Raw genomic sequence first — 26,380 nt, 5'->3', positions numbered from 1 at the left:
CGCAATCATCTATATTGCTAAATCCGGATATATGAATCAACGCTCGTTCGAGGCGTCTGTTCCGGTACGTCCGCCGGGCGCGCGGCTCGCCGCTGCCATAATGCGGGGGGGATTGGTCCCGGTGGACCGGCTGGACAGTGAAATTCGCCTGGCCGATCGGCTTGGACTGTCCGGCCGCCGTCCGGAGGCGATCGCCGTACCGGCCTGCCGACAGCTGGGAGATCGCTCACCTGGTCGCCGGGGAACCGAACCCGAGTACCGGAGCCGACCGTCGAGCGGGCCGCCCGGACCCTCGGGGGCGCACTCGACGTACGCGTGGACGGGCCGGTCAGGTCCGTGGACGCGAAGCGCCGGGCCGACTCGGGTCGGCCCGGCGCGGTGTCGCCAGTGGGGTTACTGCGACGGCTCGGGCACGTCGCACTCGATCTCGGGGTTCAGCCCGACGTAGTTCAGCGGTCCGGCGACCACCGTCACGATGGTGGTGCCGACCTCGGCACAGTTGTCGTTGCTGCGGTCGAAGTAGCCGCGCTGGCCGGCCGCGATCGCGCCGATGATCAGCCATATCAGGACGATGACGCCGCCTATCGATCCGAAACGCATGAGAGCCTCCTCGGGGGTGGAATGCGGATCGACCCGGCCGGGGGCCGGCCGTGTCAACCTGCCGGACCCGGCTGGCCGGGGTGTTGCCGACCTGATACCCATCGCGCGAACACGCGCAAACGCCGCCGTGCCGGCCGCCGGGCGCACCGGACGGGCCGCCGCACTGCCGGGAGTCGCGCCGCTGCCTCGGCTGGGTGGCCGGCGGCGCCGGTCGCGGAACCGACTCCGGCCGGGAGCGGCTTGGCGTGAACCTTCGTTGAGGTTGCAGTCTGTGTCAGCGATCCCGACCGGGGCGCCGGGGCGTACCTTCCGGGAGTGGGCCGTGGATCAGGCGGACGACGGCCGGACGTGACCGACGTACGCCGTGCGGGCAACCCCGGGACGCCCCGGTGGTACTGCTCGAATGCCGCTGAACCGCCGACGCCCTCCGGACGGGCGGGACCCGGCGGGGCGGCGGACGGTCGGGTCGGCTACCGGACGAGCCGGCCGCGCAGCACCACCCTGCTCGGCCGGTCCAACAGTCCGAGGTCCCCGCGCGGGTCGTCAGGGTAGACGACGGCATCGGCGGGAGCACCTGGCACCAGACCCGGCAGTCCGAGATAGGCCCGGGCGGTCCAGGACGCGGCACCGAGCGCGAGGTGCGGGCGTACACCGGCGGCCACCAGCGCGCGCACCTCGTCGGCGACCCGTCCGTGCGGCCGGGAGTCGGTGCCGGCAAGCAGTGTCACCCCGGCCTCGGCAGCGGCTGCGGCAAGCGGTCCGTGCGCGGCGGCGCCGCCGACGGCCCAGCTCCGGCGCCGGGCGTCGGCGTCGTCGCGCAGCCGCCGCGGTATGCCGGCGATCACCGCCAGCGTGGGCGTCAGCGCGACGCCCTGCTCGGCCATCCGGTGCAGCAGGGTCGGGTCCAGGTGCATGCCGTGTTCGATGGAGTCCACTCCGGCGGCCACCGCCGCCGCACCGCCCTGCGCATGCTGGCTGTGCACCGCGACCCGGCCGCCGACGGCGTGCACCTCGGTCACCACTGCCCGGAGCACCTCCACCGGCAGCGGGTCGTCGCCCGGGAGCCAGTCGGCGATCACCTTGGCCCAGCCGGTTCGGGCGGCCTGCGCAGCGGCGATTCCCGGCAGGTCGTCGTGGGAGGCCCGCCGGCCCCAGTCCGGGAAGAACTGTCCGGGCTGGGCGATCCACGGTCCGGCGTGGAACGCACGCGGCAGTTCGGGGTCGGTGCCGAACCAGGACGGTGGCTCGGCGGCCAGGCCCGGCGCGCGGACCAGGGTCACTCCGTGCGCGGCGTGCAGGCCCAGGTCGTCGCGGAGGAGTTCCTCGTCGAGTGGGTTGCCCGGCGCTGCGGCCCCGGGGTGGGTGTGTGCGTCGACCAGGCCGGGCAGCAACCAGCCTTCCGCGACCAGGTCGGCGCCGCCAACCGGATCGGTGGTCCAGCGGTCGCCGTCGGCGTACAGGTCGACCCAGTCACCGTCGGGGAGGGCACGTCCACGCACCCGGATTACGCTCACCGCGCCCGACCGGCACCCGGGGCGGAACCCGTCCGGAATCGCGCCGCCATGGTCCGCCACCCTACCCGCCGGGCGGGTCGCCTGCCGGCCACCATCCGGCCGGGCGCCGCACGGTGGACGGCGGCCTCGGGCTGGTCGCCCTGGTCGCCCTGGCGGGCCGCCAGGGGCTGGTGGTCCTGCGGCCGTTCCTGCCGTGCCGGTTCCGGGTGGCTGTCGACCCTGCTGATTTTCCCGATCATCGACCGAGCTGCACGGATACCACGTATAACGGGATCAAAAGGATGATTTCGGCGCCACTGATCCTCGGACGGCGGCGCCTCGACGCGCGAAAGGTCTGGTCATGCGACCGCTTCGGGTGCTGCGGGTCATCTCCCGAATGGCTGTGGGCGAGGCCGCGCCGCAGGTCGGCGCGCTGATGCGGGGGCTGGATCCGGACCGCTTCGAACAGCGGCTGTACGCGGGCCCGGTCGAGCCGGGCACCAGCGACTACCGCCGGTTGCGGGCCAGCGACGTACCGGTCCGGGTGCTGCCCGCGCTCCGGAGTCCGGTCCGGCCGGCCGACAACCTCCGGGCGCTGGCCGCGCTGGTCGCGGAGATCCGGCAGTTCCAGCCGGACCTGCTGCACAGCCACGATCTGCGGGCGGGCGCGCTGGGTCGGGTCGCGGCAGCCGCCTGCCGGGTGCCGATCCGGGTGCACAGCTTCCACACGCACCCGCTGGCCGACGCCGGCCGGGCGGTCGCGGCTGCCGAGCGGATGCTGGCCCGGACCAGCCACGCCCTGGTCGCGGTCGGTGCCCGGGTACGCGACGAACTCCTGGCCGCCTCGATCGGCCGCCCCGACCAGTACACGGTGATGCCACCGGCGGCGAGCCTGTCCCCGCTGCCCGAACCGGAGCACGCCCGGCAAACCCTCGGGCTGCCCGGTGACGGGCCGGTGGTGGCGTACGTCGGCCCGCTCAGCGCGGTCAGCCGGCCGGACCGGTTCCTCCGGGTGGCCCGGGCGGTCCGACGTACCCGGCCGGAGACCCGGATCGTGGTCTGCGGCGAGGGCGACCGGTTGGCCGAGACGGTCCGTACGGCCGCCGCCAGCCGGCTTCCGGTGATCTACCTGCCCTGGCGGTCCGACCTGGAGACGGTCTATGCCGCAGCCGACCTGGTGGTGCAGACCTCGGATCACGAGGGTACGCCGCTGACGCTTGTCGAGGCCGGGCACGCCGGCCGGCCGGTGGTGGCGACCGACGTCGGCGGTACGGCCGAGGTGGTCCGGAACGGCCGCACCGGGCTGCTCTGCGAGCGGCGGGACGTCGACGGACTGGCCCGCGCGGTGTTGCGGCTGCTGGCCGACGACGAGTTGCGGCTCCGGATGGGCCGGACCGCACAGGCCGAGACCAGGGAGGCGTTCGGTACGCCCCGACTGGTGGCCGCCACCCGGGACCTCTACCACCGGCTCGCGACGGCCCGGTGCCGCTGGCCGGCAGAACGCGTCGAGCCCGTCGGCGCCGTGGCCCGCGCCCGCTGACATCCGGTGGCCTGCGCCCCTGGCATCGGGTGGCCTGCGCCCCTGACATCCGGTGGCCTGCGCTCCTGACATCCCGTGGTCTGCGCCCGCCGGCCTCGGGTGGCCCGAACCCGTTGGCGCCGCGTGGCCCGTGGTTGTCGATGTCGGATAGCCCGGCCCCGTTGGCGCCGCCCGGCCCGTGCGCGTCGACGTCGGGTGCCCCGTGGGCGTCGACGTCGCGTGGTCCGCGCGGACCACCCCGGGCAGAGGCGGACAGGGGACGGGCTCAGCCCGGACAGGTCGTCAGAGGCGTTCGACAACCGGCCCGCGGCAGCGGTCGCGGCTGTCAAAGACGTACCGGGCGGTCCTCATGATCATGTCGTAGTCGAGCCCGTCGTGGTCCGTCACCACCACCACCGCGTCGGCGGCCCGGACCTCGTGCTCGGTCAACTCGACGATCGACAACGCGGTCGGTACGTGGCGGGGGTCGGCGTGCGGCTCCACCGCCCTGATCCGGGCGCCGAGCGCGTGCAGCCGGGCGGCCAGGTCGATCGCCGGGGAGTCCCGCAGGTCACCGGTGTTCTTCTTGTACGCGAGCCCGATCATCAGCAACCGTGCCCCGCGCAGTGCGCGGCCCCGGCTGCTCAGCCCGGCCATCACGCGCTGCGCCACGTACTCCGGCATGGCGTGGTTGATGTCGCTGGCCAGCTCGACGAACCGGAACTGCCGGCCGAGCCTGCGTTTGACCTGCCAGGAGAGGTAGCAGGGGTCGATCGGCAGGCAGTGCCCGCCGATGCCGGGGCCCGGCCGGAAGGACATGAACCCGAAGGGCTTGGTCGCCGCCGCGTCGATGGCCTGCCAGATGTCGATGTCGAGCTGGTGGCTGAAGGTCGCCAGTTCGTTGACGAGCGCAACGTTGACCTGGCGGAACGTGTTCTCGATCAGCTTGGTGAGTTCGGCGACCCGGGTCGAGTCGACGGGTACGGTCTGCCGCACGATCCGGCGGTAGAACGAGTCGACCCGGTCCAGGGCGGCCGGTCCCATCCCGGAGACCACCTTCGGGGTGTTCTCCAGCTTCCAGACCGGGTTGCCGGGGTCGATCCGCTCGGGACTGTAGCCGAGGTGGAAGTCCTCCGGGCTGTGCAGACCGCTGCCGGATTCGAGGAGTGGCCGGAGCAGTTCCTCGGTGGTGCCGGGATAGGTGGTCGACTCCAGGATCACGGTGCAGCCGCGCCGGACGTACGGGGCGAGGGCCGAACCGGCCTGCTCCACGTAGCTCAGGTCCGGTACGCCGTCCCGCAGTGGTGTCGGCACGCTGATCACGCAGACGTCGAAGTCCCGGGCGTCGGCGTAGTCGCTCGTCGGCAGGTAACGGCCGGTGGCGAGTGCGGCACCGAGTCGCTGCTCGGAGATGTCCTCGACGAATGACTCCCCGCTGCCGAGCCGCTTGATCCGGTCGGTGTCGAGGTCGAGCCCGACGACGTCCAGCCCGGACTCCACCGCGGCCATCGCGAGCGGCAGCCCGACGTACCCCTGGCCGACCACAACCAACTTTTCCCTGCTCATCCAGGCTCCCACCGTACTTTGACGACGGTGCACACCTTAGGAGCATTTATCGTTGATCACAGTCGAAACTGGATAAAGGAGGGTATTTCGCGATCACGTTCGACAGATCGCGCGGCCGCGCTCAACCGTTCCCGGGCTCGACCGGGCCGCCGCTACCTGGCGGGTCGGCCGGGCCGGTCGGCGGGTTGGTCGGCGGCGGGTTGGTCGGTGCCGCCGACCGGGTCGGCTCACCTGTCGGCTCCCCGTCCGGGGTTGCGGTCGGCTTCGCCGAGGCCGACGGGCGCGGTCGGGGGTTGTCCCGGGGACGTGGGGAGTCCGCCTCCTGCCCGCTCGGCACCGCCGCCGACGGCTGCTCCGGCACCTCGGCACCGACCGTCGCGGTGCTGTTCGGGGTCGGGGAGGGTGGTGCGTTCTTCGCCGGGGTGTCGCCGGACATCTGGAAGGCGATCACGAGGGTGACCACCGCCGCACCGACCCCGACCACGGCGGCCAGCCCGGCCAGGGTGAGCACGCCGAGCCCTGGCTCCCGGTCCCGGCCGCCGGAGCGGACCACCGGGTTGTCGGTCAGGGTGCCCGGTCCGTCGTCCCGCCCGGCACCACCGGCCAACCCCGCGCCGCCCGCGGCGGCCCGGACGCCGAGACCGGTCACCGCGGTCGGTTCCGCCGGGGCGATGCCGCCACCGGAGACCTCGCCGGCGGCCTCCGCCGCCACCACCGCCGGGTGCTTCGCGGCGGCCCGGGCCGCCCTGGCCAGCGCCGCCGCGTCCGGGTACCGGTCGGTGGGGTCCTTGGCCAGGGCCCGCCCGATCAGCGCGGCCACCGGCGCGGGTACGTCGGCCGGCAACGGGTCCGGGTCCTCGTGCAGGTGCTTGACCGCGACCTGCAACGGGTTGTCCCCGGTGAACGGCGGCTGCCCGGCCACGCACTGGTACGCCACCGCGCCGAGTGCGTAGATGTCGGTGGCCGCCGAGACGGGCTTGCCGGCGGCCTGCTCCGGGGCCATGTAGAGCGCCGTGCCCGGCACCGCGTTCGAGCTGGTGATGCTGGTGATGTCCACCGACCGGGCGACGCCGAAGTCGAGCAGCCGGACGGTGCCGTCGGCCTGCACCAGCAGGTTGCTCGGCTTGACGTCCCGGTGCACGATCCCGCCCTGGTGCGCGGCGTGCAGCGCCTGGGCGACCTGGGCCACCACGTGCATCGAGTCGACCACGCTGAGTCGTCCGCTGTCCTTGATCCGGGCCGACAGCGGCTCGCCGTCGACGTACTCCATCACCAGGTAGTCGGTGCGGCCGGAGGGGAGTTCGTCCTCGCCGTAGTCGAAGACCTGCACGATGCCCGGATGGTGCAGGGTGGCCAGCATCCGCGCCTCGGCCCGGAACCGGGCGATGAAGTCGGGGTCGGCCAGCAACGAGGGCAGCAGCACCTTGACGGCCACCCGGCGCCCGAGCACCACGTCGGTACCGCACCACACGTCGCCCATCCCGCCGGTGGCGACACGCTCGTCCAGGCGGTAACGCCCGCTCAGCAGGACTCCCGATTCCAGCACGTGCACACCGTACCCAGCGGTGCGGCCGGACACGCAATCGCGGCGTAACGAGGTGGCGGCGGTCGGCGGGGCGGCGCCGCACAGCGTACCCGCGAGGCAGCCCGACCGCGCCGGTGGGCCGTCGCCGCTCCCGCCCGCTCAGCCGGAGACGGTGATCGCGGTCGAGTCGGCCGGGTCGTAGCAGCGCATCCGGTCCGGGTCGACGGCGAGCCAGACCGGGCTGCCGGGACCGATCCGGAACGTCGGCGGCGCCTGCACCTTGAGCTGGCGGCCGGCCAGCTCCACGGTGAGCAGGATGGCCGCCCCGGTCGGCTCCACCACCTCGACCCGGGCGGCCAGCCGGCCCGGCCCGTCGGCGTCGAACACCTCGATGTTCTCGGCCCGCACCCCCACCGTCACGTCGGTACCGGGATGGTCGGCGAGCCCGGCCGGCGCGGCGGTCGACTGGTCGCCGATGCGCAGCCGGGGGGCGCCGTCGGCGCGCTCCAGCCGGGCCGGCAGGAAGTTCATCGGCGGGGCGCCGAGGAAGCCGCCGACGAACTCGTCGGCCGGGCTGTCGTAGACGTCGAGCGGCGGGCCGACCTGGGCGACCCGACCGCTGCGGAGCACCGCGATCCGGTCGCCGAGGGAGAGCGCCTCGGCCTGGTCGTGCGTCACGTAGACGGTGGTGGTGCCGAGCTTGCCGACGATCCGCTTCAGCTCGGTGCGGAACTCCATCCGGAGCAGGGCGTCCAGATTGGACAGCGGCTCGTCCATCAGCAGCACGTCGGCGTCGGTGACGATCGCCCGGGCCACCGCGACACGCTGCCGCTGCCCGCCGGAGAGCTGCGCCGGATAGCGGTCCAGGAACTCCGTCAGGTGCAGCAGCTCGGCCGCCTCGCCGACCCGCCGGTCGATCTCCGCCTTCGGGGTCTTCCGCATCGCCAGCCCGAACGCGATGTTCTGCCGCACCCGCATGTGCGGCCAGATCGCGTACGACTGGAAGACCATCGACAGGCCGCGCTGCCGGGCCGGCAGGTCCGTCACGTCCCGGCCGCCGATCGTCACCGTGCCGGAGTCCGGGGTCTCCAGCCCGGCGATCATCCGGAGCAGGGTGGTCTTGCCGCAGCCGCTCGGCCCGACCAGCACCAGGAACTCGCCGTCGCGCACCTCCAGGCTGATGTCGTCGGTGGCGGGGGTGCGGGTGCCCGGATACGTCTTCACCAGGTTCCGCAGCACGATCTCGGCCAACGCTCGTTCCTCTCAGCGGATCGTGGTTCCCCACATGTTCAACAGGTAGCGGCGCATGAACGCGATGAAGACCAGCGCCGGCACGACAAGCGCGAAGCCTCCGGCGAACCGGAACGCCAGCGGCGAGTCGGCGAGCGTCGAGAGCACCTGGGCCGGCAGGGTGCGCCGGTTCAGGGTGAGCACGGCCGCGCCGAGCACCTCGTTCCAGGAGGTGACGAAGGCGAAGATGGCGGCGGCGGCGATCCCGGGCAGCGCCTGCGGGAGTACCACCCGGGCGAAGGCGCGCGGTGCGCTGGCCCCGAAGACCATCGCCGCCTCCTCGTGCTCCACCGGCACCGCCACGAAGATCGCCGACGTGATCAGCACGGTGGTCGGCAGGGTCAGCGCGGTGTGCAGCAGCGCGACCGCGTACGTGCTGTCGTAGAGGCCGGTGGCCAGGAAGACCCGGGCCAGCGGCACCGAGAGCACCACGATCGGCAGCGCCCGGGTGAGCAGCAGGAAGAGCTGGTACGGCTCCCGGCCCCGGAAGGCGTACCGGGCCACGGCGTAGCCGGCCGGCACCCCCAGGGCCAGCGACAGGGCCAGGCTGAGCAGGCCCACCTCGACGGAGTTCTGGAACCCGCCGACCACCCCGGTGCTGTCCAGGAAGACCCGCATCGTCTCGGTCGAGACGTCGGTGGGCAGCAGCGAGAGCGGGAACCGGTTCAGCGACTCCCGGCTGGAGAGCGCGGCCAGCGCGATCAGATAGATCGGCAGCCCCATGAAGAGGGTCACCAGCACGCAAGCGGCCTGGATCGCGACGGTGCGCCGCCGGGCCGCCCGGGACCGGCTCACCGGCCACCACCGGTCGCCGCCGGATCGCGCAGCACCCGCAGGTAGACCACCGCGGTGCCGAGCGACATCAGCAGGATCACCAGGGCGATCGCCGCCGAGACCCGCTCGTTCTGCAACGTCACGTACCACTGGTAGGTCTCGCCGACAAGCAGCGGGAAGCTCCGCCCGGTGAGCGCCTGGGCGACCGCGAAGGTCTGCAACCCGAGGATGGTCCGCAGGATCAGCGCCACCTGGAGGCTCGGCCGCAGCTGCGGCAGGATGACGTGCCGCAGCCGCTGCCAGTAGGTCGCGCCGAAGACCGCCGCCGCCTCGTCGTAGTCGCGGGGGATGTTCTGCAATCCGGCGACCACTATCACGAGTACCAGCGAGGTGGCCCGCCACAGCTCGGCCAGCAGGATCGCCAGGAACATGGTGCCGGTGCTGTCGTACGACAGCCAGGCGTAGCCGTCACCGAGCCCGAGCTGGGCCAGCACCGAGTTGAGGTACCCACGGTCGGCGAAGATCGACAGCCAGACCAGCCCGGCGGCCAGGTCGCTGATCGCCAGCGGTACGCACCAGACGTAGAAGTAGAACGACGACAGCCTCGGCCGCTCCCGCAGCAGCAGCGCCATCGCCAGTGCGAAGGCGAACTGCAACGGGATCAGCACCACGATCAGCAGCGCGGTGTTCCGGGTGGCCGTCCAGAAGTAGGGGTCGTCGAGCATCCGGCGCAGGTGTGCCGTGGTGGGCCCGTCGGCACCGGTGAACGCCTGCCCGACGCCGACCACGATCGGCCAGAGGAAGAGCGCGGCCAGGAACACCACCGAGGGGGCGACCAGCAGGGCCGCCGTCGGCACCCGGGGCCGCCGGCGGGGGCGGCCCGGCTGGCGGGGCGGTGCCGCCGGTCCGGCAGGCGCCGGATCGGCCGCGGTGCTCACTGCACCCGGCACGGCTGCCCCGCCTCGACCGGGTCCGGGCGCCAGCACGGCACCTTCGTCTCGGCCAGGATGGTGTTGAGCTGCTGCGCCTGCCGGTCCAGGACCTGCTGCACGGGCCGGCGGTCCAGGCAGATCTCCTTGAAGCAGTTCTTGAAGATCTGCGAGACCTCACCGTCCTTGGCACCCAACCCGACCGGCGGCAGCGCGACCACGGCATCCCCGGCGTCCTGCTGCCGGCGGACCGCCTCGGCCTCCAGGGCCACCGCCGGCGGCAGGTCGTCCGGGAGGGTGGCGGAGACCACCGGGAAGAAGGCGTTGCGGCGCAACACCTCGAGCTGCACGTCCGGGGTGGTCAACGCCTCGATCACCTGGCGTGCCCGGTCCGGCTCCGGTGCCCCCTTCGGGATGGCCAGGCCGGCCACCACCAGCATGTAGCCGAGCCCCTTCGGCCCGCGCGGCGCGGGTGCCATCACCCAGTCGTCGGGCTTGTCGGCCGGGGCGTTGACCAGCCGGGCGACGTGGTCCCAGGCGATCAGCACCTCGCCGCGCTGCAACGGCTCCTGCATGTTGTCGTAGTTCGTCGACGCCGGTGCGGTCTGCGCCCACAGCTCGAGCATGTACTGCCAGGCCCGCACCGCGTCCGGGTTGCGGAAGGTGGTCATCTGGCCGCCGGTGAAGCTCGGCAGCAGGTAGCCCTGGAAGAACCGGTGGTAGAGCCCCTTGGGGCCGCACGGCAGGCCGAGGACCGGCTTGTTCCCGTTGGCCCGTCGGGCGTCGCCGACCCAGGTCAGGAACTGGTCGTACGTCAGGTTCTGCACGTCGGCGCCGCTGGGCAGCCACTGCAACGCCCGCTTGTTGACGGCGAGCACGTAGGACGCCTGCATCCAGGGCAGGTATGTGGTGGCGCCGCCGGCCAGCCTGCCCAGCTCGGCGATGTCGGTCGGGAAGCCGCGGTCGGCCAGCTTGCCGGCCAGCTCGTCGAGGTTCTCGAACTTGTCGGCGTGCGGGGCGAAGTCGCCGTGCAGCCCGCCGGCCAGGCTGACCTCGACCCGGCCGGCGCCCACCTGCGAGGTGATGGTCGAGGAGAAGATGTTCGGCTCGACGGTGTTGTACGCCACCGCGCCGCCGCCGACCTTGTCCCGGAGGATCTGCTCGAAGCGCTGCCGCTCCTCGACCGGGGTGAACTGGGTGGAGAGGAAGGTGATCGCCCCTTCGGCGTCGGACCCGGTGGTCGAGGCCCCGCCGCAGGCGCCCAGCAGCGGAGCGGCCCCGGCGGCGACGCCGAGCCCGAGTAGCCGCCGCCGGTCGAGCCGCAGGTCCAGGCCGGACGTGCCTGCGTGTCGTGCCATCGTGCCTCCCCGTGACGGTGGTCGCCGGCCCGGTTCGACTGCTGAGCGGGCACCGGTGCCGGCTGGTGCGGAGTGTCACAAGTGCACATATTCGCAAGCTTGGTGTCAAGTCGGGAGCGCCGCTACGGCTGCCGGTCGGCCTCCTCGGCCAGTTGCCGGGCGAGTGGTTCGATCCGGGCCCGCCAGGCGGCCAGCGCGGTCGCCCCGTTCCCGGCGGTGCCGGCCGGGCCGGTCTGTTCGAGTACCAGCCGGGCGCCGTGTCCGGTGCCCTCGGTCAGGTGCCAGCGGATCCGGCCGGCGGGTGCTCCGGCGGCTTCCCAGGCGTACTCCAGCAGGGTCGGGGCGTCCAGCGCGGTGACCTGCCCGGCCGGGAACTCGTCGGTGGTGAAGCCCGCCGGCGGCCGGCCCGACGCGGCGGTCCCACCCGGTGCCGCGGTCCCGTCCTGTGTGGTGGTCCCGCCCCTTGCCGCGGTCCCGCCGAGGACTGCCCAGACCGCCTCGGCGGGCCGGGTCAGTTGGCGTTCGAAGCGCACCCGCCAGCCGTCCCCGGTGGTCTCGACGACGCCGTCGGCCAGTCCGAACCGTTCGACGTACGACTCGTGCAGCCGAGCCGACGGGCGTAGCGAGTGGTCGGCCGCCCGGCCGTCCAGCAGCCCGTCCAGGGTCTCCAGGCAGATCTGCCAACCGGAGGCGAAGCTCGCCGCGCCGGCCCGGTCGTCGAAGACGTGGCTGAACACCAGCAGGCATCCGGGACCGTCCGGATGCAACTCGATCCGGAAGAGTTCCTCCTCCCAGCTGAAGGCGAAGAGCCGGGGCGGGTCGTACGCGTCGACCCGGCCGACCGACTCCGGCGCGTCCTCGGCGGCGGAGCCGAAGCTGAAGGTCATCCGGCCGCCGACCCGGGGGTCCAGCCGTACCTCGGCGGGAAACCACTCGCGGAGGTGCTCGGGCTCGGTGACGGCCGGCCAGACCTTCTCCGGCGGATGTGGCAGCCGGCGCTCGATGCGCAGCACCTGGCGCCCGTCCGCGGTCTTCAGACTCTCGTTCACGACATCTCCTCGGCTTGCGGCTGCCCGGGGCGGGTGGAAGTGTCGGACCCCGATGGCATGGTGTTCAGATGCTGTTCAAGCGCATCGAGCCGACCGGACCACATCCAGCGGTACGGTGCGAGCCAGGCGTCCAGCTCGGCCAGCGGTTCGGGGCAGAGTTCATACCAGCGACGCTGCGCCTCGGGGCGGACCCGGACCAGCCCGGCGTCGCGCAGCACCCGGAGGTGTTTCGAGGTGCCCGGCTGGGTCAGCCCCAACTGTTCGGTCAGTTCGCCGACCGAGCGCGGGCGTTCCCGCAGCAGGTCCAGGATGTGTCGCCGGACGGGCTCGGCGAGGACTTCGAACGGCGTGGCCATGACCGCGAACATACCGACTCAGTAATATTCCCGTCAAGGCATATGGCCTCGTCGTCGGCAGTACCCCGGAGGTTGGGCCGCCGAGATCCGGGTAAGGGGAGTCGGTTCCACGGAGGGAGGGACCCGCGCTGATGCCATCCGACCTGGACAGCGCCACGATCCTGCGGGCGATCGAGGACGCCGAGGGTTACGTCGCCAGGATCTGCTTCAAGACCGGACCACCCGCCCTCACCGGCGTGGAACTGGAATGGACCGTGCACGACGCGGCCGTTCCGAGCCGACCGGTCGACCCGGTCCGGCTGCGCACCGCACTCGGCCCGTACGCCCCGACGACCCTCGACCCGCACAGCCCCGCCCAACCGCTGCCCCGTTCGGGCACGGTAAGCGTGGAGCCCGGTGGCCAGGTGGAGATCTCCACCGCCCCGCGTCGCTCCCTCGGCGAGTTGCACGAGAGCACCAACTCCGACCTCGCCCACCTCACCCAGCTGCTCGGCACCGCCGGACTGGTTGCCGGCGACACCGGCATCGATCCGCACCGGCCGCCGACGCCGGTGGTCGACACCCCCCGGTACCGCGCGATGCGCTGTGCCTTCGACCGGCTCGGCGCCGCCGGCCGGACCATGATGTACAGCACCGCCGGCCTCCAGGTCTGCCTGGACGCCGGCACCGCCTCCGACTTCGCCGGGCGGTGGGCCGCCGCGCACGCGTTCGGTCCGGCACTGCTCGCGACCTTCGCCACCGCCCGCCGGCATGCCGGTCGGGACACCGGCTGGGCGTCGGCCCGGACGGCCGCCTGGCAGTACATCGACCCGGCCCGGACCCGTCCGGCCTGGTCACCCGCGTCGGACTCGGCGGACCCGGTCGACGCCTGGGTCCGTTACGCGCTGGCCGCCCCGCTGCTCTGCGTGCGCCGGGACGGCCCGGACTGGACCGTCCCGCCCGGGATCACCTTCCGGGACTGGCTGGCCGGCGCGCTGCCCCGACCACCGACCACCGACGACCTCGACTACCACCTCAGCACCCTCTTCCCGCCGGTACGCCCCCGGGGCTACCTGGAGATCCGCTACCTCGACGCGCAGCCCGGCCCGGAGTGGATCGCCCCGGTCGGCGTGCTCGCCGCGCTGCTCGGCGACGACCGGACCCGGGACGCCGCCCGCGCCGCCTGTGAACCGGTCGCCGGCCGGTGGTGGGCGGCGGCCCGGCAGGGGCTGCGCGACCCGCTGCTGGCCGGAGCGGCGAACACCCTGCTCGACCTCGCCCTGCGGTCGCTGGACCGCACCGGTCTGCCCCCGGCGACCCGCGAGGAGATCACCCGGATCGTGGCGCGGCGGCTCGCCGCCGCGCGGAAGGGATCACCATGACCACCCGATCGGACAGCCCACCGAGCGAGTCGCTGCGCGGCCGGATCGCCACCGAACTGACCCGGGCCCGGGAGCGCAGCGTCCGGCTCACCGAAGCGGTCGACGACGACGACCTGGTCCGGCAGCACTCGCCGATCATGTCCCCGCTGGTCTGGGACCTCGCCCACGTCGGCAACCAGGAGGAACTCTGGCTGGTCCGCGACGTCGGCGGTCGCGAGCCGGTGCGGCAGGACATCGACGACCTCTACGACGCCTTCAAACACCCCCGCCGGGACCGGCCGGCCCTGCCGCTGCTCGGCCCGGCCGAGGCCCGACGCTACGTGTCGACGGTCCGGGACAAGGTCTTCGACCTGCTCGACGGCATCCGCTTCGACGGCAGCCGGCTGGTCGCCGACGGGTTCGCCTTCGGCATGATCGCCCAGCACGAGCAGCAGCACGACGAGACCATGCTCGCCACCCACCAGCTCCGGGCCGGCCCACCGGTGCTCGCCGCACCCGCACCGCCGGCCGCGGCCGTGGCGGTCGGCGGGGAGGTGCTGGTTCCGGCCGGTCGGTTCGACATGGGTACCTCCACCGACCCGTGGGCGCTGGACAACGAGCGTCCCGGGCACCCGGTCGAACTGCCGGCGTACGCCATCGACGCGGCGCCGGTGACGAACGCGGCGTACCTCGCCTTCGTCGCCGACGGCGGTTACGCCGACCCGCGTTGGTGGAGCGAGCCGGGCTGGCAGCACCGCTGCTCGGCCGGGTTGACGGCGCCGATGCACTGGCGGCGTGACGGCGCCGGTTGGGGCTACACCCGGTTCGGCCGGTTCGCCCCGCTGGTCCCGGACGAGCCGGTGGTGCACGTCAGCTTCCACGAGGCCGAGGCGTACGCCGCCTGGGCCGGCAAGCGGCTGCCGACCGAGGCCGAGTGGGAGAAGGCCGCCCGCTGGGATCCGGTCAGCGGCCGGTCCCGCCGCTATCCCTGGGGCGACGAGGACCCGACGCCGGAGCACGCCAACCTCGGGCAGCGGCACCTCGCACCGGCACCGGTCGGGGCGTACCCGGCGGGTGCATCACCGCTCGGCGTGCACCAGCTGGTCGGGGACGTCTGGGAGTGGACCTCCAGTCCGTTCGTCGGCTATCCCGGGTTCGCCGCCTTTCCCTACCCGGAGTACTCCGAGGTCTTCTTCGGCTCCGGCTACCGGGTGTTGCGGGGCGGTTCCTTCGGCACCGACCCGGTCGCCTGCCGGGGCACGTTCCGCAACTGGGACCTGCCGATCCGCCGGCAGATCTTCAGCGGCTTCCGCTGTGCCCGGGACGCCCGGCCGGACGAGACCGCGTGACCGGTGCCGACCCCGCCGACGGTCCGGACCGGGGCGGTGTCGTGGCCTCCGGGCGGGACGGGGTCCGCTGATGTGCCGACACCTCGCCTATCTCGGCCCGGCACTGCCGCTGGCCGCGCTGCTGTTCGACCCGCCGCACTCGCTGGCGCGGCAGTCCTGGGCGCCCCGGGACATGCGCGGCGGCGGCACGGTCAACGCCGACGGCTTCGGCCTCGGCTGGTATCCCGGGGACGGCCCGCCGGTGCGCTACCGGCGGGCCACCCCGATCTGGTCCGACGCCGCCCTGCCGGCGCTGGCCGCCGCGACCTCGGCCGGCGCGGTACTGGCGGCGGTGCGCTCGGCCACCGTCGGCATGCCGGTGGTGGAGACCGCCGCCGCCCCGTTCGGCGAGGGACGGTGGCTGTTCAGCCTGAACGGGGTGGTGGCCGGCTGGCCGGACTCGGTGGCGAGCCTGGCCGCCGGGCTGCCGACCCGGGACCTGCTCACCCTGGACGCCCCGACCGACGCGGCCCTGCTCTGGGCCCTGGTCCGGCACCGGTTGCGGGCCGGGGCCGACCCGGCCGAGTCGGTCGGACGGACCGTCCGGGAGGTGGCGGCCGCGGCTCCCGGCTCCCGGCTGAACCTGCTGCTCACCGACGGTCGTCTGGTGGTGGCGAGCGCCGGCGGGCACGCGCTGTCGGTCCGGGCCACCGGCGGGTCGGTGCTGGTCAGCTCCGAGCCGCTGGACGAGGGACCGGGCTGGCGACCGGTCCCGGACGGCCACCTCGCGGTGGCCACCGCCGACCGACTCGACCTCGTCCCGACCGGCGCACGGCCGGCGGACGACAGGTGAGGCGGTAGCTGGAAGCGGGGTGACCGCAAGGAAGACCGGCCGGACCCGGAGAGCTGGGTCTGCCCGGAGGCAGGACCGCCGCCCGGGGCGGCAGTGTCGAGGGAGGGGAGTGCAGGGTGACCGCGGATCCGTTGGAGATCTACCTGGAGGCGGGGGAGCTGGACCGGGCGCTGCGGACGGACGTCCGTACCGGGCTCGGCGCCAGCCCCCGTTGGCTGCCACCGAAGTGGTTCTACGACGCCCGGGGCAGCGAGCTCTTCGAGGAGATCACCCGGTTGCCCGAGTACTATCCGACCCGGGCCGAGCGGGCCGTGCTGGCCGCCCGGGCCGGGGAGATCGCCCGGATCACCGAGGCGAAGACCCTGATCGAGCTGGGCTCGGGTTCGTCGGAGAAGACCCGCCTGCTGCTCGACGCGCTGACCGCCCGGGGCAGCCTGGGCACTTTCGTACCGCTGGACGTCTCGGTCAGCGCGCTGGAGCAGTCGACCGCGGAGATCGCCGCCGCGTACCCGGGGCTGCGGGTACGCGGCATCGTCGGTGACTTCACCCGGCACCTGGACCGGCTGCCCACCGGTGGCCGGCGGCTGGTGGCCTTCCTCGGCGGCACCATCGGCAACCTGCTGCCGGCCGAGCGGGCCGGCTTCCTGGCCGCACTCCGCGCGGCACTGGAGCGGGGCGACTGGCTGCTGCTCGGCACCGACCTGGTCAAGGACCCCGGCGTGCTGGTACCGGCGTACGACGACGCGGCCGGGGTCACCGCCGAGTTCAACCGCAACGTGCTGCGGGTGCTCAACCGCGAGTTGGGTGCGGATTTCGAGGTGGACGGGTTCGACCACGTCGCGCTCTGGGACCCGGACGAACGCTGGATCGAGATGCGGCTGCGGGCCCGCCGCCCGATGCGGGTCCGGGTCCTCGACCTCGACCTGGCCTTCGCCGAGGGGGAGGAGCTGCGCACCGAGATCTCGGCGAAGTTCCGGCCGGCGGACATCGACGCGGAGCTGGCTGCCGCCGGTTTCACCGGACAGGTCCGGTGGACCGACGGCGACGGTCTGTTCGCGGTCACGCTCGCCCAGGCCGGCTGAGCACCACCGCCGACGCCGACGCCGTTGCCGACGCCGACGCACACCGTCGCCGTCACCGGCGGCACGAGGGTGGGCCGTTCGCCGCCGCCGACCCGCTCGGGTAGGCTCGTCGGCAGCGAAGGGGAGTAGCTCCCAACGTCGTGGTCGACACACTGGTGCACGCGTGTTCGTGCACCCGGCCACGCGGCCTCACCTCAGGTGGGGCGGGCGAGACCTTCGACTCAGGCAGCAATGCCGGGTCGAGGTCGCCCACACCCTCGCCCGGCGTCGACCGGGAAAGGGTGACATGGAGGACTTCGACACCGCCCTGGCAATCAGCTTCGGCGTCATCTTCGTGGCCGAGTTGGGCGACAAGTCGCAGTTGATGGCGCTCACCTTCGCCACCCGGTTCAGGGCGCTACCGGTGATCATCGGCATCACGGTGGCGACCTCCGTCGTCCACCTGGCCTCGGTCGCCCTCGGCGTCGGTTTCGGCTCCGTGCTGCCGACGGGGTGGATCGCCCTGGTGGCCGGGCTGGCCTTCCTGGGCTTCGGGATCTGGACGCTGCGCGGCGACTCGCTCACCGAGGAGGAGCGGCGCAGGGCGGAACGGACCCGCCGTTCCGCGATCATCGCCGTCTCGATCGCGTTCTTCCTGGCCGAACTCGGCGACAAGACCATGCTCGCGACGATCACCCTGGCCACCCGGTACGGCTGGTTCGGCACCTGGCTCGGCTCCACCGTCGGGATGGTCGCGGCCGACGCGCTGGCCATCATCCTCGGCCGGGTGCTCGGCCGCCGCCTGCCGGAGCGGACCATCCGGTACGGCGCCACCGTGCTGTTCGGGATCTGCGGCGTGTGGCTGTTGGTGGACGCGGTCCACCAACTGACCTGACGAGCGCTGGCGGGTGTGGGAGGGCCGGGATCCGGGTAGCCGTCCCGGTGGCCGGCGGTCGGGCGGGTCGGCCGGCGGCCCGAACGGAGGATCACTGCATGACCAGGCACGATGAGCCGAACGAGTACGGGTTCGCCGGCGACGTGACGCTGCCCGAGCCGGAACGGCCGCACAAGCGCGACGCGGTCGAGGAGGAGGCCGAGGAGGTGGCGGTCCCCGGCTCGGACCTGTCGCGCGAGTTCCGGGAGGCGCTCGCCGACTCGGACCAGGTGGACGACGCGGACGACGGCAGGCCCGGGTCCCCGTCGCGTTAGTCGCGGCACCGCCGACGGCGCCGACCCCGCCCCGGGGTCGGCGCCGTCGGCGTTCTCCGGGTACCGCGGCTCTGCTGCGCAGGGGTGCGCGGACCCCACGGTGGGGGAACCCCGGTGGTACTTGTCGACAGGATTGTGCGGGACTGACGCTACTCAGGGCGTTCAGTCATCTACATTCGGTAGGAACTGTCTGCGACAAGTGGGGTCTTTTCATACTGTCGCACGTTTTCCGATCAAATGAAGGTCTTTTGCACCCCGACCGGATGGTGCTGAGACGGAAGGCCGGGGCTGATGGATCTGCAGACTTACCTGCGCGCACTGCGTCAACGCTGGTGGGTGGTGGTGGTGACCGTGATGGCGGCGCTGGGCGCAGCCGGGTTCGTCACGGTACGGGCGACCCCGCAGTACGCCTCGTCGGTGACGTTCTTCGTCACGGCCGGCTCCGGCACGGTCAACGCGTACCAGGGAAACTTCCTCCTCCAGCAGCGGGTCAAGTCCTACGTCGACCTACTGACCAGTGACCGGCTGGCCCAGAGCGTCGTCGCGGAGGAGCGGATCGGGCTCACCGCGGACGGGGTACGTTCCCGGGTCAGCGCGCGGGTCGAGGCGGAGACGGTGCTGCTGGCAGCCACCGTCACCGACAGCGACCAGACCAGGGCCCTGCGGATCACCGAGGCGCTGGCGAAGCACTTCATCCGGTTGGTGCAGGCCATCGAGACACCACCCGGCGTCAAGGACCCGGCGATCAAGATCGAGGTGGTCGGCGGTCCCCGGGTGGAGGCCCAGCCGGTCTCGCCACGCCCGGTCCGCAACCTCGTGCTGGCCGGCGCGCTCGGCCTGATGCTGGGCATCGCGCTCGCCCTGCTGCGCAGGCTGACCGACACCACCCTGCAGAACGGCGAGGCGCTGGAGAAGGTCGCCTCGGCGCCGCTGCTCGGCAGCATCCCGTACGACGGGCAGGCCCGGTCGAGCCCGCTTATCGTCGGTCCCGCCGCCCAGACCGCCCGGGCCGAGGCGATGCGTAAGCTCCGCACCAACCTGCGGTTCGTGGACGCCCAGGAGCCGGCCCGGGTGATCGCGGTGACAAGTGCGGTGCAGGCCGAGGGCAAGTCGACGCTCGCCGCCAACCTGGCGATCACGCTGGCCGAGGCGGGCTGGCAGGTGCTGCTCGTCGACGCGGATCTGCGCCATCCCCGGGTCGCCGGCTACCTCGGGCTCGGCTCCGGCGCCGGCCTGACCGACGTGCTCATCGGCGAGGTAGCGGTCGAGGACGTACTGCAACCGTGGGGTGACAAGTCCCTGCTCGTCCTGCCCGCCGGCTCGGTGCCGCCGAACCCGAGCGAGCTGCTCGGTTCGAAGGCCATGGCCGACCTGCTGCTCTCGCTGCGTGAGCTGACCGACATCGTCATCATCGACACCCCGCCGCTGCTGGCCTTCACCGACGGCGTGGTGGTCGCGGTGCAGGCCGACGGCGCGCTGCTGGTGGCCCGGCAGGGCAGGACCCCGAGCGCGCAGACCGCCGCCGCCGCCCAGGCGCTGCACTCGGTCTCCGCCCGGGTGCTCGGCTGTGTGTTGAACATGTCCAAGGAGAACCGGGTCGACGTCGAGCAGTACCGGGCGTACCGGCGCGGTGCCCCGGCGGAGACGGTCCGCACCGCCCGGACGGAGGAGCCGCCTGCTGCCGTACCGGCCCGGGTCCCCCAGAACGGCACCGTGGCCGCCGCGGTCGCGGACAAGACGGAGGAGCTCGACCGGGTACCGCGATGACGCGGGCTCGCCCGGTCGCGGGGTGATCGGGGGATGAGAAATGAAGATCGGCGTTATCTCGTACTGGTTCCCGCCGGAGCCGGCGTTCATACCGGGCTGCCTGGCCGAGGAACTGGCCGCCCGCGGTCACGAGGTGCGGGTGCTCACCGGGTTCCCGAACTATCCGACCGGCCAGGTCTATCCCGGCTACCGGCAGGGGTGGCGGCACCGCAGCGAGGACGGCGGGATCACCATCCGACGGGTGCCGGCGTACGCCAGCCACGACGGTACGGCGGCCCGGCGCGCGGCCCGACAGCTCACGTACGCGCTGAGCAGCGCCCTGGCCGCGCCCGGCTTCCTCGCCGGGGTGGACGCGCTCTACGTCTACTTCCCGCCGGCCGGTGCCTACGCGGCGGCGGCCCTGCTCCGGATGCTGCGCCGGGTACCGGCGGTGGTGCACGTGCAGGACATCTGGCCGGAGGCGGTGACGCCGCCGGCCGGGGAGTCGGGTCGGGAAGCCCAGGGCGGGTTCACCCGGGGGTTGCTGGACCGGACGATGCGGACCATCTACCGGTCGGCGGCCGGGATCGCGGTGATCTCGCCCTCGATGCGGGACGTGGTGATCGAGCGGGGTGCCGACCCGGAGCGGGTGCGGGTGGTGCTCAACTGGACCGACGAGCGGCTGTTCCGGCCGATGGGAACCACTCCGGCGGCCCGGCGGGCGATCGGACACCGCGGGCACACCACCGTGATGCACGCCGGCACGATGGGTCCGTTCCAACGGGTCGACACGGCGGTCCGGGCCGCCGCGGCGGTCAACGGCAAGGTCGACCTCGACCTCGTACTCGTCGGCTCCGGGCCGGAGGAGGGGCAGACCCGGCGGCTCGCCGAGGAGCTCGGCGCGACGAACGTCCGGTTCCTCGGCTGGCGGCCACCGGCCGAGATGGCCGACCTCTACGCCGCAGCCGAATACCAACTGGTCATGCTGCGCGATCTTCCGGTGCTGCGCGGGTCGGTGCCGGCGAAGCTGCAGGCGGCGCTCTCGGCCGGGGCGCCGGTGGTGGCCTCTGCCAGCGGGGACACCGTCGACCTGGTGGAGCGGGCCCGAGCCGGCCTCTCCTGCCCGCCGGAGGACTGGCAGGCGCTGGCCGACCGGTTCGCCCTGGCCGCGCTCATCCCGAACACCGCTCGGGCGGAGATGGCCCAGCGGGCCCGGGACAGCTACCTGTCCCGGATGTCGTTGCGCGCCGGTGTCGACCAGATGGAGCAGATGCTGGCCGAGGCGGCCGGCCGACGACGGTGGCGCTGATCGGCCGGCGCTCTCCGGGGTGGTACCGGCCTGTTTGCGAGGCTTCTTCACCATAAAAAGCTTGTAGCACCATAACGGCGTTGAAAAGCGAACAGCGAACTCTCGGGCGTGCTATAGAGATATAGGACACAAATAGCATTCTGCCCGGTTCATCCGAGTTGACCGAAAGCGGTGGTGGCGGTGGGGGAGCAGTCCCCGGTGCGGCGGACGAGGAGTCGCCGGGCGGTTCGGCGCAACCTCCGCCGAATCCTGCTCACCACGCTCGTCGTGGGCTGCCTGCTGGCCCTGCTCGGCGGCTGGCTCGGGCTGCGCGGCTGGCAGGCCAGGGGACATCTGGAGAACGCCGCCAGCCTCGCCCAGGACCTCAGCCGGCAGGTGCTGGACGGCGAGACCGCACAGGCCCGCCGCACCCTGGAGGCGCTGCAACAGCAGACCGCCGCCGCCCGGTCCCGGACCGGTGACGTCGGCTGGCGGGCCGCCAGCTCCGCGCCGTACGGCGGCCCGAGCATGTCGGCGGTCCGGGAGCTGGCGGCCGGGCTCGACGAACTCGCCCGGCGGGCGTTCCCGGCCCTGGTCGAGCTGAACCCCCGGACACTGCTGCCCAGCGAGGGACGGCTCGACCTGACCGCCCTGCGCGGCACGCTGCCGAGCCTGGTCGAGGCCGACACCGCGGTACGCGAAGTACGCGACCGGATCGCCGGCCTGCCGAGCGGAGACCTGGTTCCCTCGGTCGAGCAGGCGGTGACCCGGCTGCGGGTCGAACTGAACCGATTGGCCGCGGCAACCGGCGTCGCCCGGCGTGCCGCGACCCTGCTGCCCACCCTGCTCGGCGCCGACCACCCGCGGACCTACCTGGTGCTCTTCCAGAACCTTGCCGAACCTCGGGCCACCGGCGGGATATTCGGTGCCTTCGCGGTCGTCCGGGCCGAGAAGGGCGAGGTGAAGCTGGTCCGGCAGGGCGCCGCCACCGACCTGAACACCTTCCGGCGACCGGTGGTACCGCTGACCAAGCAACAGCGGGCGCTCTACACCGACCTGCTCGGGATCTATCCGGCGGACGTGAACCTGACTCCGCACTTCCCGACCGCGGCCAGGCTCTTCCGGGAGATGTACCTCCGGGTCGTCGGCGGCACCGTCGACGGCGTACTGGCCACCGACCCGGTCGCCCTCTCCTACCTGCTCAAGGCGACCGGACCGGTAGCGGTGCCCGGCTACCCGAAACTCACCGGGCCGACGGTGGTCCGAGCGCTGCTCTCCGACACCTACCAACGGATCGAGAAGCCGGCCCAGCAGGACCGGTACTTCGCCGCGTCCGCACGGGCGGTCTTCGACGCCCTGCTGAAGCGAACGCTGAATCCGCAGGCGGTGGCCCAGGCGGTCGACCAGGCCGTCACCGAACGCCGGCTGTTGTTCTGGAGCGCCCACCCGGACGAACAGCGTGAGATCGTCGACACCCGGTTGGCCGGCGTACTGCCGGAGCGGGAGACGGTGAGCAACGTCGGCGTCTTCCTCAACGACGGCAGCGGCGCCAAGCTCGGTTACTACCTGCACCGTTCCGCCGAACTCGGCGTCGGCGACTGTCGCGACGACGGCAGCCGCGAACTCCAGCTCCGGCTCACCCTGCGCTCCTCCGCCCCGGCCTCCGGGCTCAGCGAGAGCGTCCGAGGACTGGCGATGTCCGGCGACCCGTACACCATCCGGGTGCTGGTCTCGGTGTTCAGCCCGGTACGCGGCTCACCGTTGAACGCCCGGCTCGACGGCCGGCCGGTCCCGATGGGTGGTGGCGTCGAGCGGGGGCGCCAGGTCGGCGTGACATCCGTCGACATCGGACCGGGACGTACCCGCGTACTGGAGGTAAGCCTGCTGACCCCGCCCAGGAGCAGCGGCGAGGTCGGGTTGTGGCTCACTCCCGGCGTCACTCCATGGACCACCCGGGTCGGTTCCGCACCGGCGTGTGGCCGATAGGCACACGTCAAAGCGGGCCAGCCATTCGAAGTGAACACGACATGCGATTCGAAACGAACGTCATGCGATCAGTAGAGAGAGGTTCCGTCATGCGGCTATCCCGCATCATCGGCTCAGCCATGGCGATGCTCGCCATGGTGGGCACGTTCGCCGTCGCGGGCTCGCCCGCACAGGCACAACCACTGCCACAGCCGCCGTACCCGCCCCAGCCACCCACGCTGACCACCAGCGCCTCGACCGTGGTGGTGGGGGAGGTGTTCACGGTCTTCGGCAGCGGGTTCGGCGGGAACGAACCCGTCCAGGTCACCTTCACGTTCGCTCCGCTCGCCGCTCCGGTGCTCGGCACCCAGCCGAACGCCGCACCGAACTCCGGCGGAGTCGGTGCCATGCTGCGCAAGGACGGCAAGGATGACAAGGACGGCAAGGATGGCCGGCACAACGTCTGCCGCCGGGTGCCGAACGTGTACCGCGACCCTCGGGTCATCACGGTCCGGGCCAACGTGACCGGCAACTTCCAGTTCCGGGTCCAGTTCTGCCGCTCGGGTCAGCTGACCATCACGGCACGCGGGCTTGTCACCGGTCGGACGGCGAGCACCACGGTCACCGTTCTGCGGAAGCAACCCCCGCACCCACTGCCGGTCACGGGCAGCAGCACGGGCTCGCAGATCACCCTCGGCGCGACGCTGTTGGCCGTCGGCGTACTGCTGGTCCTGGTGGCATTCGCATGGCGGGCCAAGGCCCGTAGGCGTGGCCGGTCCCGGGTGTTGAGCCCGGTCGGCTGACGACCGCGGCAGCGCGGCGTCGACTGACGCGGTGACGGGCGCCTGCCGGACGAGCTACTCGTCCGGCAGGCGCCCGCGTCCGTACCCGGTGCCGCTCCCCGGGCGCTCCCAGGCTGGCCCGGTCCGATTCGGTTCCGACCGGCCCGGCCGCGCCAGGCCCCGGCTATGCCGGCCGGGGTGGTGTCGGCTGTGCCGACCCGGAGTCGATTCGGCAGCCGGGTCCCTGGACCAGTCGTTGGAAGTCGGGGCACTGGAGGAAGTCCGCCACCGGGCAGTCCAACGCGTGGTCGATCAGGTCCCGGGAGGCGGTGGCGACGGCGATCCGGCGGTCCAGTTCGTCGCGGTGCCGCTGGAGCACCGCCCGACGGTCCGCGCCGTCCTCGGCGCCGAGCATCAGCCGGAGCTGGTCGAGGCCGATGCCGACCTCGCGGCCGCGCATGATGAGCGCCACCCGGGTGAGGTGCGGGGTGCTGTAGCGGCGTCGGCCGTTGACCCGCCGGCCCGGCGTGAGCAGTCCGACGGACTCCCAGTGCCGCAGCACGTGCGTGGCCAGCCCGAACCGGGCGGCCAACTCGCCGATGGTCAGCTCGGTGTGGTCGGCACCGGCCTCTTCGGCCGGATCGGGACTTGACTTCATGTTGACATTAACATGCAGAGTAGGCCCCATGGTCAAGCGAGAGAACGCCCGCCGGGCCTGGGACCGGCGGGCCGCGAGCTACGACAGGGCCGGCGACCGGATGGAGCGGCTGACGATCGGCGACAGCCGGGAGTGGATCTGCGCGCGGGCCCGGGGACGGACGCTGGAGGTCGCGGTCGGCACCGGTCGCAACCTCTCCCGGTACGACGACGACGTCGAACTTGTCGGCATCGACCTGAGCCCGAACATGCTGACGGCGGCCCGGCACCGGGCGGCGGTGCTCGGCCGGCGGGTCGAGTTGCGGGAGGGTGTGGCGGAGCGACTGCCCTTCCCCGACGCGACCTTCGACACGGTGGTCTGCACCCTGGGGGTCTGCGCGGTCGCCGACCGGCACGCGGCACTGGCCGAGATGCGCCGGGTACTCCGGCCGGGCGGCCGGTTGCTGCTGCTCGACCACGCGGAACGGCGCTGGCTGAGCGGGCGTCCCGCCGACCTGGCCCTGCGACTCGGCTTCGTGGCCGAGGCCCGGGACCGGCTCCGGCTCGGCCTCATCGAACGGCTCGCCGCGCGTCGCCCGGCCTGAGCGAGCGGCTTGCGCGTGTCGCCCGGCCTGATCGAGAGGGCTGACGGCGGGCTGACGGCGGGGTGGCGGCGGTCAACCGACCTCCAACAGCGTCTTGCCCAGCGTCCGGCGGGACTGGATGGCCGCGTGCGCGTCGGCCGCCCGATCCAGCGGGAACCGCTGCCCGATCACCGGACGCAGCCGGCCTGCCGCCGCCTCGGCCAGCGCACGGCGGGACAGCTCCCGCAACTGTTCCGGTGACCGGGCCAGCGACCGCACGACGGCCGCCCCCCGTTCCTTCGCGACCTCGTCCGGGATCTCCGTCCAGCTCCCGCTGGCCAGACCGAAAGTGACCATGCGCCCACCCCGTTCGAGCAGGTCGAACGCCGACCGGCCCAGCGCGCCGCCCACGCCGTCGAAGACGACGTCGAGCCCGCCGACCCCGCCCCGGACCCGCTCCGCCCAGCCGGGTGCCGAGTAGTCGACCGCGAGGTCCGCGCCGAGTTCCCGGGCCAACTCCAGCTTCCGGTCGCCACCGGCGGCGGCCACCACGGTGGCACCCGCCGTACGGGCCAGTTGCACCAGCAGGCTGCCGACGCCGCCGGCCGCCGCCTCGACCAGTACCCGCTCCCCGGGGCGGGGCTCGGCGGTCTCCAGCAGCAGCAGCGCGGTACGCCCGTCCGCCAGCAACGCCACCGCGTGCTCCAGCGGCAGCCCGTCCGGCACGTCGATCAGCCCGTCGGCGGGAACCGCCGCGCGTTCGGCGTAACCGCCCGACCCGCCCGTGCCGCTGACCACCCGGCGGCCCCGCAGCGCCGGGTCGACGTCCGGGCCGACCTCGGCCACCACGCCGCCGACACCGTTGCCGGGGATCGTCGGCAACCGCATCGGGAACGGGCCGGTGCCGGCGCGCGACTGGGTCTCCACGAAGGTGATGTTGGCGAACTCGACGGCCACCACCACCTGTCCCGGCCCGGCGACCGGGTCGGGGGTCTCAGCCGCCACCAGGCGCTCCGGCCCGCCGAACTCCCGCAGCCACACCGCCCGCATCGCAACTCCCTCCGGCCCACCGGCACCGTCACGGCCAGTGAACAACCTCGACCACGGTCGAGGTCAACCCGGCGCCCGT

24 protein-coding genes are annotated in these 26,380 nt (G+C 72.9%); 12 read left to right on the top strand and 12 right to left on the bottom strand.

All coding sequences use genetic code 11. The features are described from left to right. Positions 1–393: 393 nt before the first annotated feature. Together ACN28A_RS32550 and ACN28A_RS32545 are read right to left on the bottom strand one after the other, a co-directional pair. Positions 394–600 (bottom strand): hypothetical protein, encoded by a 207-nt coding sequence (locus tag ACN28A_RS32550; RefSeq protein WP_421401916.1) that lies wholly within the window; start codon positions 598–600, stop codon positions 394–396. A gap of 470 nt (positions 601–1,070) precedes the next feature. Further along, a complete protein-coding gene (locus tag ACN28A_RS32545) occupies positions 1,071–2,099 on the bottom strand; it encodes an amidohydrolase family protein (RefSeq protein ID WP_421401913.1) in 1,029 nt (342 codons plus the stop codon). Positions 2,100–2,454: 355 nt separating this feature from the next. Between ACN28A_RS32545 and ACN28A_RS32540 the strand changes: the two genes are divergently transcribed. Beyond that, the gene (locus ACN28A_RS32540; protein WP_421401911.1) at positions 2,455–3,633 is read left to right on the top strand and encodes a glycosyltransferase; all 1,179 of its coding nucleotides are present in this window, start codon (positions 2,455–2,457) and stop codon (positions 3,631–3,633) included. Between the two features lie 282 nt (positions 3,634–3,915). Here the strand turns inward: ACN28A_RS32540 and ACN28A_RS32535 are convergent, their stop codons facing one another. From ACN28A_RS32535 to ACN28A_RS32500, 8 genes are all read right to left on the bottom strand, one after another. Then, on the bottom strand, positions 3,916–5,178 hold the full coding sequence (locus ACN28A_RS32535) for a nucleotide sugar dehydrogenase (RefSeq protein ID WP_421401908.1): 1,263 nt from the start codon (positions 5,176–5,178) through the stop codon (positions 3,916–3,918). A 121-nt stretch (positions 5,179–5,299) separates the two neighbouring features. Beyond that, complete coding sequence (locus tag ACN28A_RS32530) at positions 5,300–6,724, bottom strand: serine/threonine-protein kinase (protein WP_421401906.1); 1,425 nt, start codon at positions 6,722–6,724, stop codon at positions 5,300–5,302. Positions 6,725–6,862: 138 nt separating this feature from the next. Further along, entirely contained in the window at positions 6,863–7,954 is a 1,092-nt protein-coding gene (locus ACN28A_RS32525; RefSeq protein ID WP_421401903.1) for an ABC transporter ATP-binding protein, read from the bottom strand. A 12-nt stretch (positions 7,955–7,966) separates the two neighbouring features. Beyond that, positions 7,967–8,788, bottom strand: coding sequence for a carbohydrate ABC transporter permease (locus ACN28A_RS32520; RefSeq protein ID WP_421401901.1), 822 nt, complete (start codon positions 8,786–8,788; stop codon positions 7,967–7,969). After that, positions 8,785–9,705 (bottom strand): carbohydrate ABC transporter permease, encoded by a 921-nt coding sequence (locus tag ACN28A_RS32515; protein ID WP_421401898.1) that lies wholly within the window; start codon positions 9,703–9,705, stop codon positions 8,785–8,787. Before ACN28A_RS32515 ends, ACN28A_RS32520 begins: the two co-directional genes overlap by 4 nt. Further along, entirely contained in the window at positions 9,702–11,054 is a 1,353-nt protein-coding gene (locus ACN28A_RS32510) for an ABC transporter substrate-binding protein (RefSeq protein ID WP_421401896.1), read from the bottom strand. The genes ACN28A_RS32515 and ACN28A_RS32510 overlap by 4 nt, the downstream gene beginning before the upstream one ends. A gap of 122 nt (positions 11,055–11,176) precedes the next feature. Next, the gene (locus ACN28A_RS32505) at positions 11,177–12,103 is read right to left on the bottom strand and encodes an SRPBCC family protein (protein ID WP_421401893.1); all 927 of its coding nucleotides are present in this window, start codon (positions 12,101–12,103) and stop codon (positions 11,177–11,179) included. Continuing rightward, entirely contained in the window at positions 12,100–12,459 is a 360-nt protein-coding gene (locus ACN28A_RS32500) for an ArsR/SmtB family transcription factor (protein ID WP_421401891.1), read from the bottom strand. The genes ACN28A_RS32505 and ACN28A_RS32500 overlap by 4 nt, the downstream gene beginning before the upstream one ends. Positions 12,460–12,590: 131 nt before the next feature. Here ACN28A_RS32500 and egtA point away from each other — a divergent pair, with 131 nt between their 5' ends. The 10 genes from egtA (at position 12,591) to ACN28A_RS32450 (ending at position 24,052) form a co-directional block, all read left to right on the top strand. After that, positions 12,591–13,820 (top strand): ergothioneine biosynthesis glutamate--cysteine ligase EgtA, encoded by a 1,230-nt coding sequence (egtA, locus tag ACN28A_RS32495; RefSeq protein ID WP_421401890.1) that lies wholly within the window; start codon positions 12,591–12,593, stop codon positions 13,818–13,820. Then, positions 13,817–15,148: an ergothioneine biosynthesis protein EgtB gene (gene egtB, locus ACN28A_RS32490; RefSeq protein ID WP_421401888.1), complete on the top strand. Its 1,332-nt coding sequence runs from the start codon at positions 13,817–13,819 to the stop codon at positions 15,146–15,148. Before egtA ends, egtB begins: the two co-directional genes overlap by 4 nt. A gap of 70 nt (positions 15,149–15,218) precedes the next feature. Beyond that, on the top strand, positions 15,219–15,980 hold the full coding sequence (gene egtC / locus ACN28A_RS32485; RefSeq protein ID WP_421401885.1) for an ergothioneine biosynthesis protein EgtC: 762 nt from the start codon (positions 15,219–15,221) through the stop codon (positions 15,978–15,980). Positions 15,981–16,096: 116 nt separating this feature from the next. Next, entirely contained in the window at positions 16,097–17,062 is a 966-nt protein-coding gene (egtD, locus tag ACN28A_RS32480) for an L-histidine N(alpha)-methyltransferase (RefSeq protein ID WP_421401882.1), read from the top strand. A gap of 286 nt (positions 17,063–17,348) precedes the next feature. Continuing rightward, positions 17,349–17,936, top strand: coding sequence for a TMEM165/GDT1 family protein (locus tag ACN28A_RS32475; RefSeq protein ID WP_421401880.1), 588 nt, complete (start codon positions 17,349–17,351; stop codon positions 17,934–17,936). 98 nt (positions 17,937–18,034) lie between these two features. After that, on the top strand, positions 18,035–18,250 hold the full coding sequence (locus ACN28A_RS32470; protein WP_421401877.1) for a hypothetical protein: 216 nt from the start codon (positions 18,035–18,037) through the stop codon (positions 18,248–18,250). Positions 18,251–18,541: 291 nt separating this feature from the next. After that, the gene (locus tag ACN28A_RS32465) at positions 18,542–20,017 is read left to right on the top strand and encodes a polysaccharide biosynthesis tyrosine autokinase (protein WP_421401875.1); all 1,476 of its coding nucleotides are present in this window, start codon (positions 18,542–18,544) and stop codon (positions 20,015–20,017) included. A 40-nt stretch (positions 20,018–20,057) separates the two neighbouring features. Beyond that, positions 20,058–21,305 (top strand): glycosyltransferase family 4 protein, encoded by a 1,248-nt coding sequence (locus ACN28A_RS32460; protein ID WP_421401874.1) that lies wholly within the window; start codon positions 20,058–20,060, stop codon positions 21,303–21,305. A 180-nt stretch (positions 21,306–21,485) separates the two neighbouring features. Next, positions 21,486–23,270, top strand: a complete 1,785-nt coding sequence (locus ACN28A_RS32455; protein ID WP_421401872.1) for a DUF4012 domain-containing protein — start codon at positions 21,486–21,488, stop codon at positions 23,268–23,270. Positions 23,271–23,359: 89 nt separating this feature from the next. After that, positions 23,360–24,052 carry a hypothetical protein gene (locus ACN28A_RS32450; RefSeq protein WP_421401870.1) on the top strand — a complete coding sequence of 231 codons (693 nt, stop codon included), beginning with the start codon at positions 23,360–23,362 and terminating at the stop codon, positions 24,050–24,052. 163 nt (positions 24,053–24,215) lie between these two features. Here ACN28A_RS32450 and ACN28A_RS32445 read toward each other — a convergent pair whose 3' ends face one another. Further along, positions 24,216–24,689: a MerR family transcriptional regulator gene (locus tag ACN28A_RS32445; protein ID WP_421401868.1), complete on the bottom strand. Its 474-nt coding sequence runs from the start codon at positions 24,687–24,689 to the stop codon at positions 24,216–24,218. A gap of 28 nt (positions 24,690–24,717) precedes the next feature. Here ACN28A_RS32445 and ACN28A_RS32440 point away from each other — a divergent pair, with 28 nt between their 5' ends. Next, positions 24,718–25,272: a class I SAM-dependent methyltransferase gene (locus ACN28A_RS32440; protein ID WP_421401866.1), complete on the top strand. Its 555-nt coding sequence runs from the start codon at positions 24,718–24,720 to the stop codon at positions 25,270–25,272. A 72-nt stretch (positions 25,273–25,344) separates the two neighbouring features. Here ACN28A_RS32440 and ACN28A_RS32435 read toward each other — a convergent pair whose 3' ends face one another. After that, the gene (locus tag ACN28A_RS32435) at positions 25,345–26,301 is read right to left on the bottom strand and encodes a zinc-binding dehydrogenase (protein ID WP_421401863.1); all 957 of its coding nucleotides are present in this window, start codon (positions 26,299–26,301) and stop codon (positions 25,345–25,347) included. Positions 26,302–26,380: the final 79 nt, after the last annotated feature.

This window comes from Plantactinospora sp. WMMB782, from assembly GCF_049179135.1.
Lineage (GTDB): Bacteria > Actinomycetota > Actinomycetes > Mycobacteriales > Micromonosporaceae > Plantactinospora.
This window is presented reverse-complemented; position numbering and strand designations above follow the sequence as displayed.

Bases quoted from the DNA above. Each gene is read 5' to 3' on its own strand.
- ACN28A_RS32550 (WP_421401916.1), bottom strand. From the start codon at position 600: ATGCGTTTCGGATCGATAGGCGGCGTCATCGTCCTGATATGGCTGATC.
- ACN28A_RS32540 (WP_421401911.1), top strand. From the start codon at position 2,455: ATGCGACCGCTTCGGGTGCTGCGGGTCATCTCCCGAATGGCTGTGGGC.
- ACN28A_RS32535 (WP_421401908.1), bottom strand. From the start codon at position 5,178: ATGAGCAGGGAAAAGTTGGTTGTGGTCGGCCAGGGGTACGTCGGGCTG.
- ACN28A_RS32510 (WP_421401896.1), bottom strand. From the start codon at position 11,054: ATGGCACGACACGCAGGCACGTCCGGCCTGGACCTGCGGCTCGACCGG.
- ACN28A_RS32500 (WP_421401891.1), bottom strand. From the start codon at position 12,459: ATGGCCACGCCGTTCGAAGTCCTCGCCGAGCCCGTCCGGCGACACATC.
- egtA (WP_421401890.1), top strand. From the start codon at position 12,591: ATGCCATCCGACCTGGACAGCGCCACGATCCTGCGGGCGATCGAGGAC.
- egtB (WP_421401888.1), top strand. From the start codon at position 13,817: ATGACCACCCGATCGGACAGCCCACCGAGCGAGTCGCTGCGCGGCCGG.
- egtC (WP_421401885.1), top strand. From the start codon at position 15,219: ATGTGCCGACACCTCGCCTATCTCGGCCCGGCACTGCCGCTGGCCGCG.
- ACN28A_RS32475 (WP_421401880.1), top strand. From the start codon at position 17,349: ATGGAGGACTTCGACACCGCCCTGGCAATCAGCTTCGGCGTCATCTTC.
- ACN28A_RS32470 (WP_421401877.1), top strand. From the start codon at position 18,035: ATGACCAGGCACGATGAGCCGAACGAGTACGGGTTCGCCGGCGACGTG.
- ACN28A_RS32465 (WP_421401875.1), top strand. From the start codon at position 18,542: ATGGATCTGCAGACTTACCTGCGCGCACTGCGTCAACGCTGGTGGGTG.
- ACN28A_RS32460 (WP_421401874.1), top strand. From the start codon at position 20,058: ATGAAGATCGGCGTTATCTCGTACTGGTTCCCGCCGGAGCCGGCGTTC.
- ACN28A_RS32450 (WP_421401870.1), top strand. From the start codon at position 23,360: ATGCGGCTATCCCGCATCATCGGCTCAGCCATGGCGATGCTCGCCATG.
- ACN28A_RS32445 (WP_421401868.1), bottom strand. From the start codon at position 24,689: ATGAAGTCAAGTCCCGATCCGGCCGAAGAGGCCGGTGCCGACCACACC.
- ACN28A_RS32440 (WP_421401866.1), top strand. From the start codon at position 24,718: ATGGTCAAGCGAGAGAACGCCCGCCGGGCCTGGGACCGGCGGGCCGCG.
- ACN28A_RS32435 (WP_421401863.1), bottom strand. From the start codon at position 26,301: ATGCGGGCGGTGTGGCTGCGGGAGTTCGGCGGGCCGGAGCGCCTGGTG.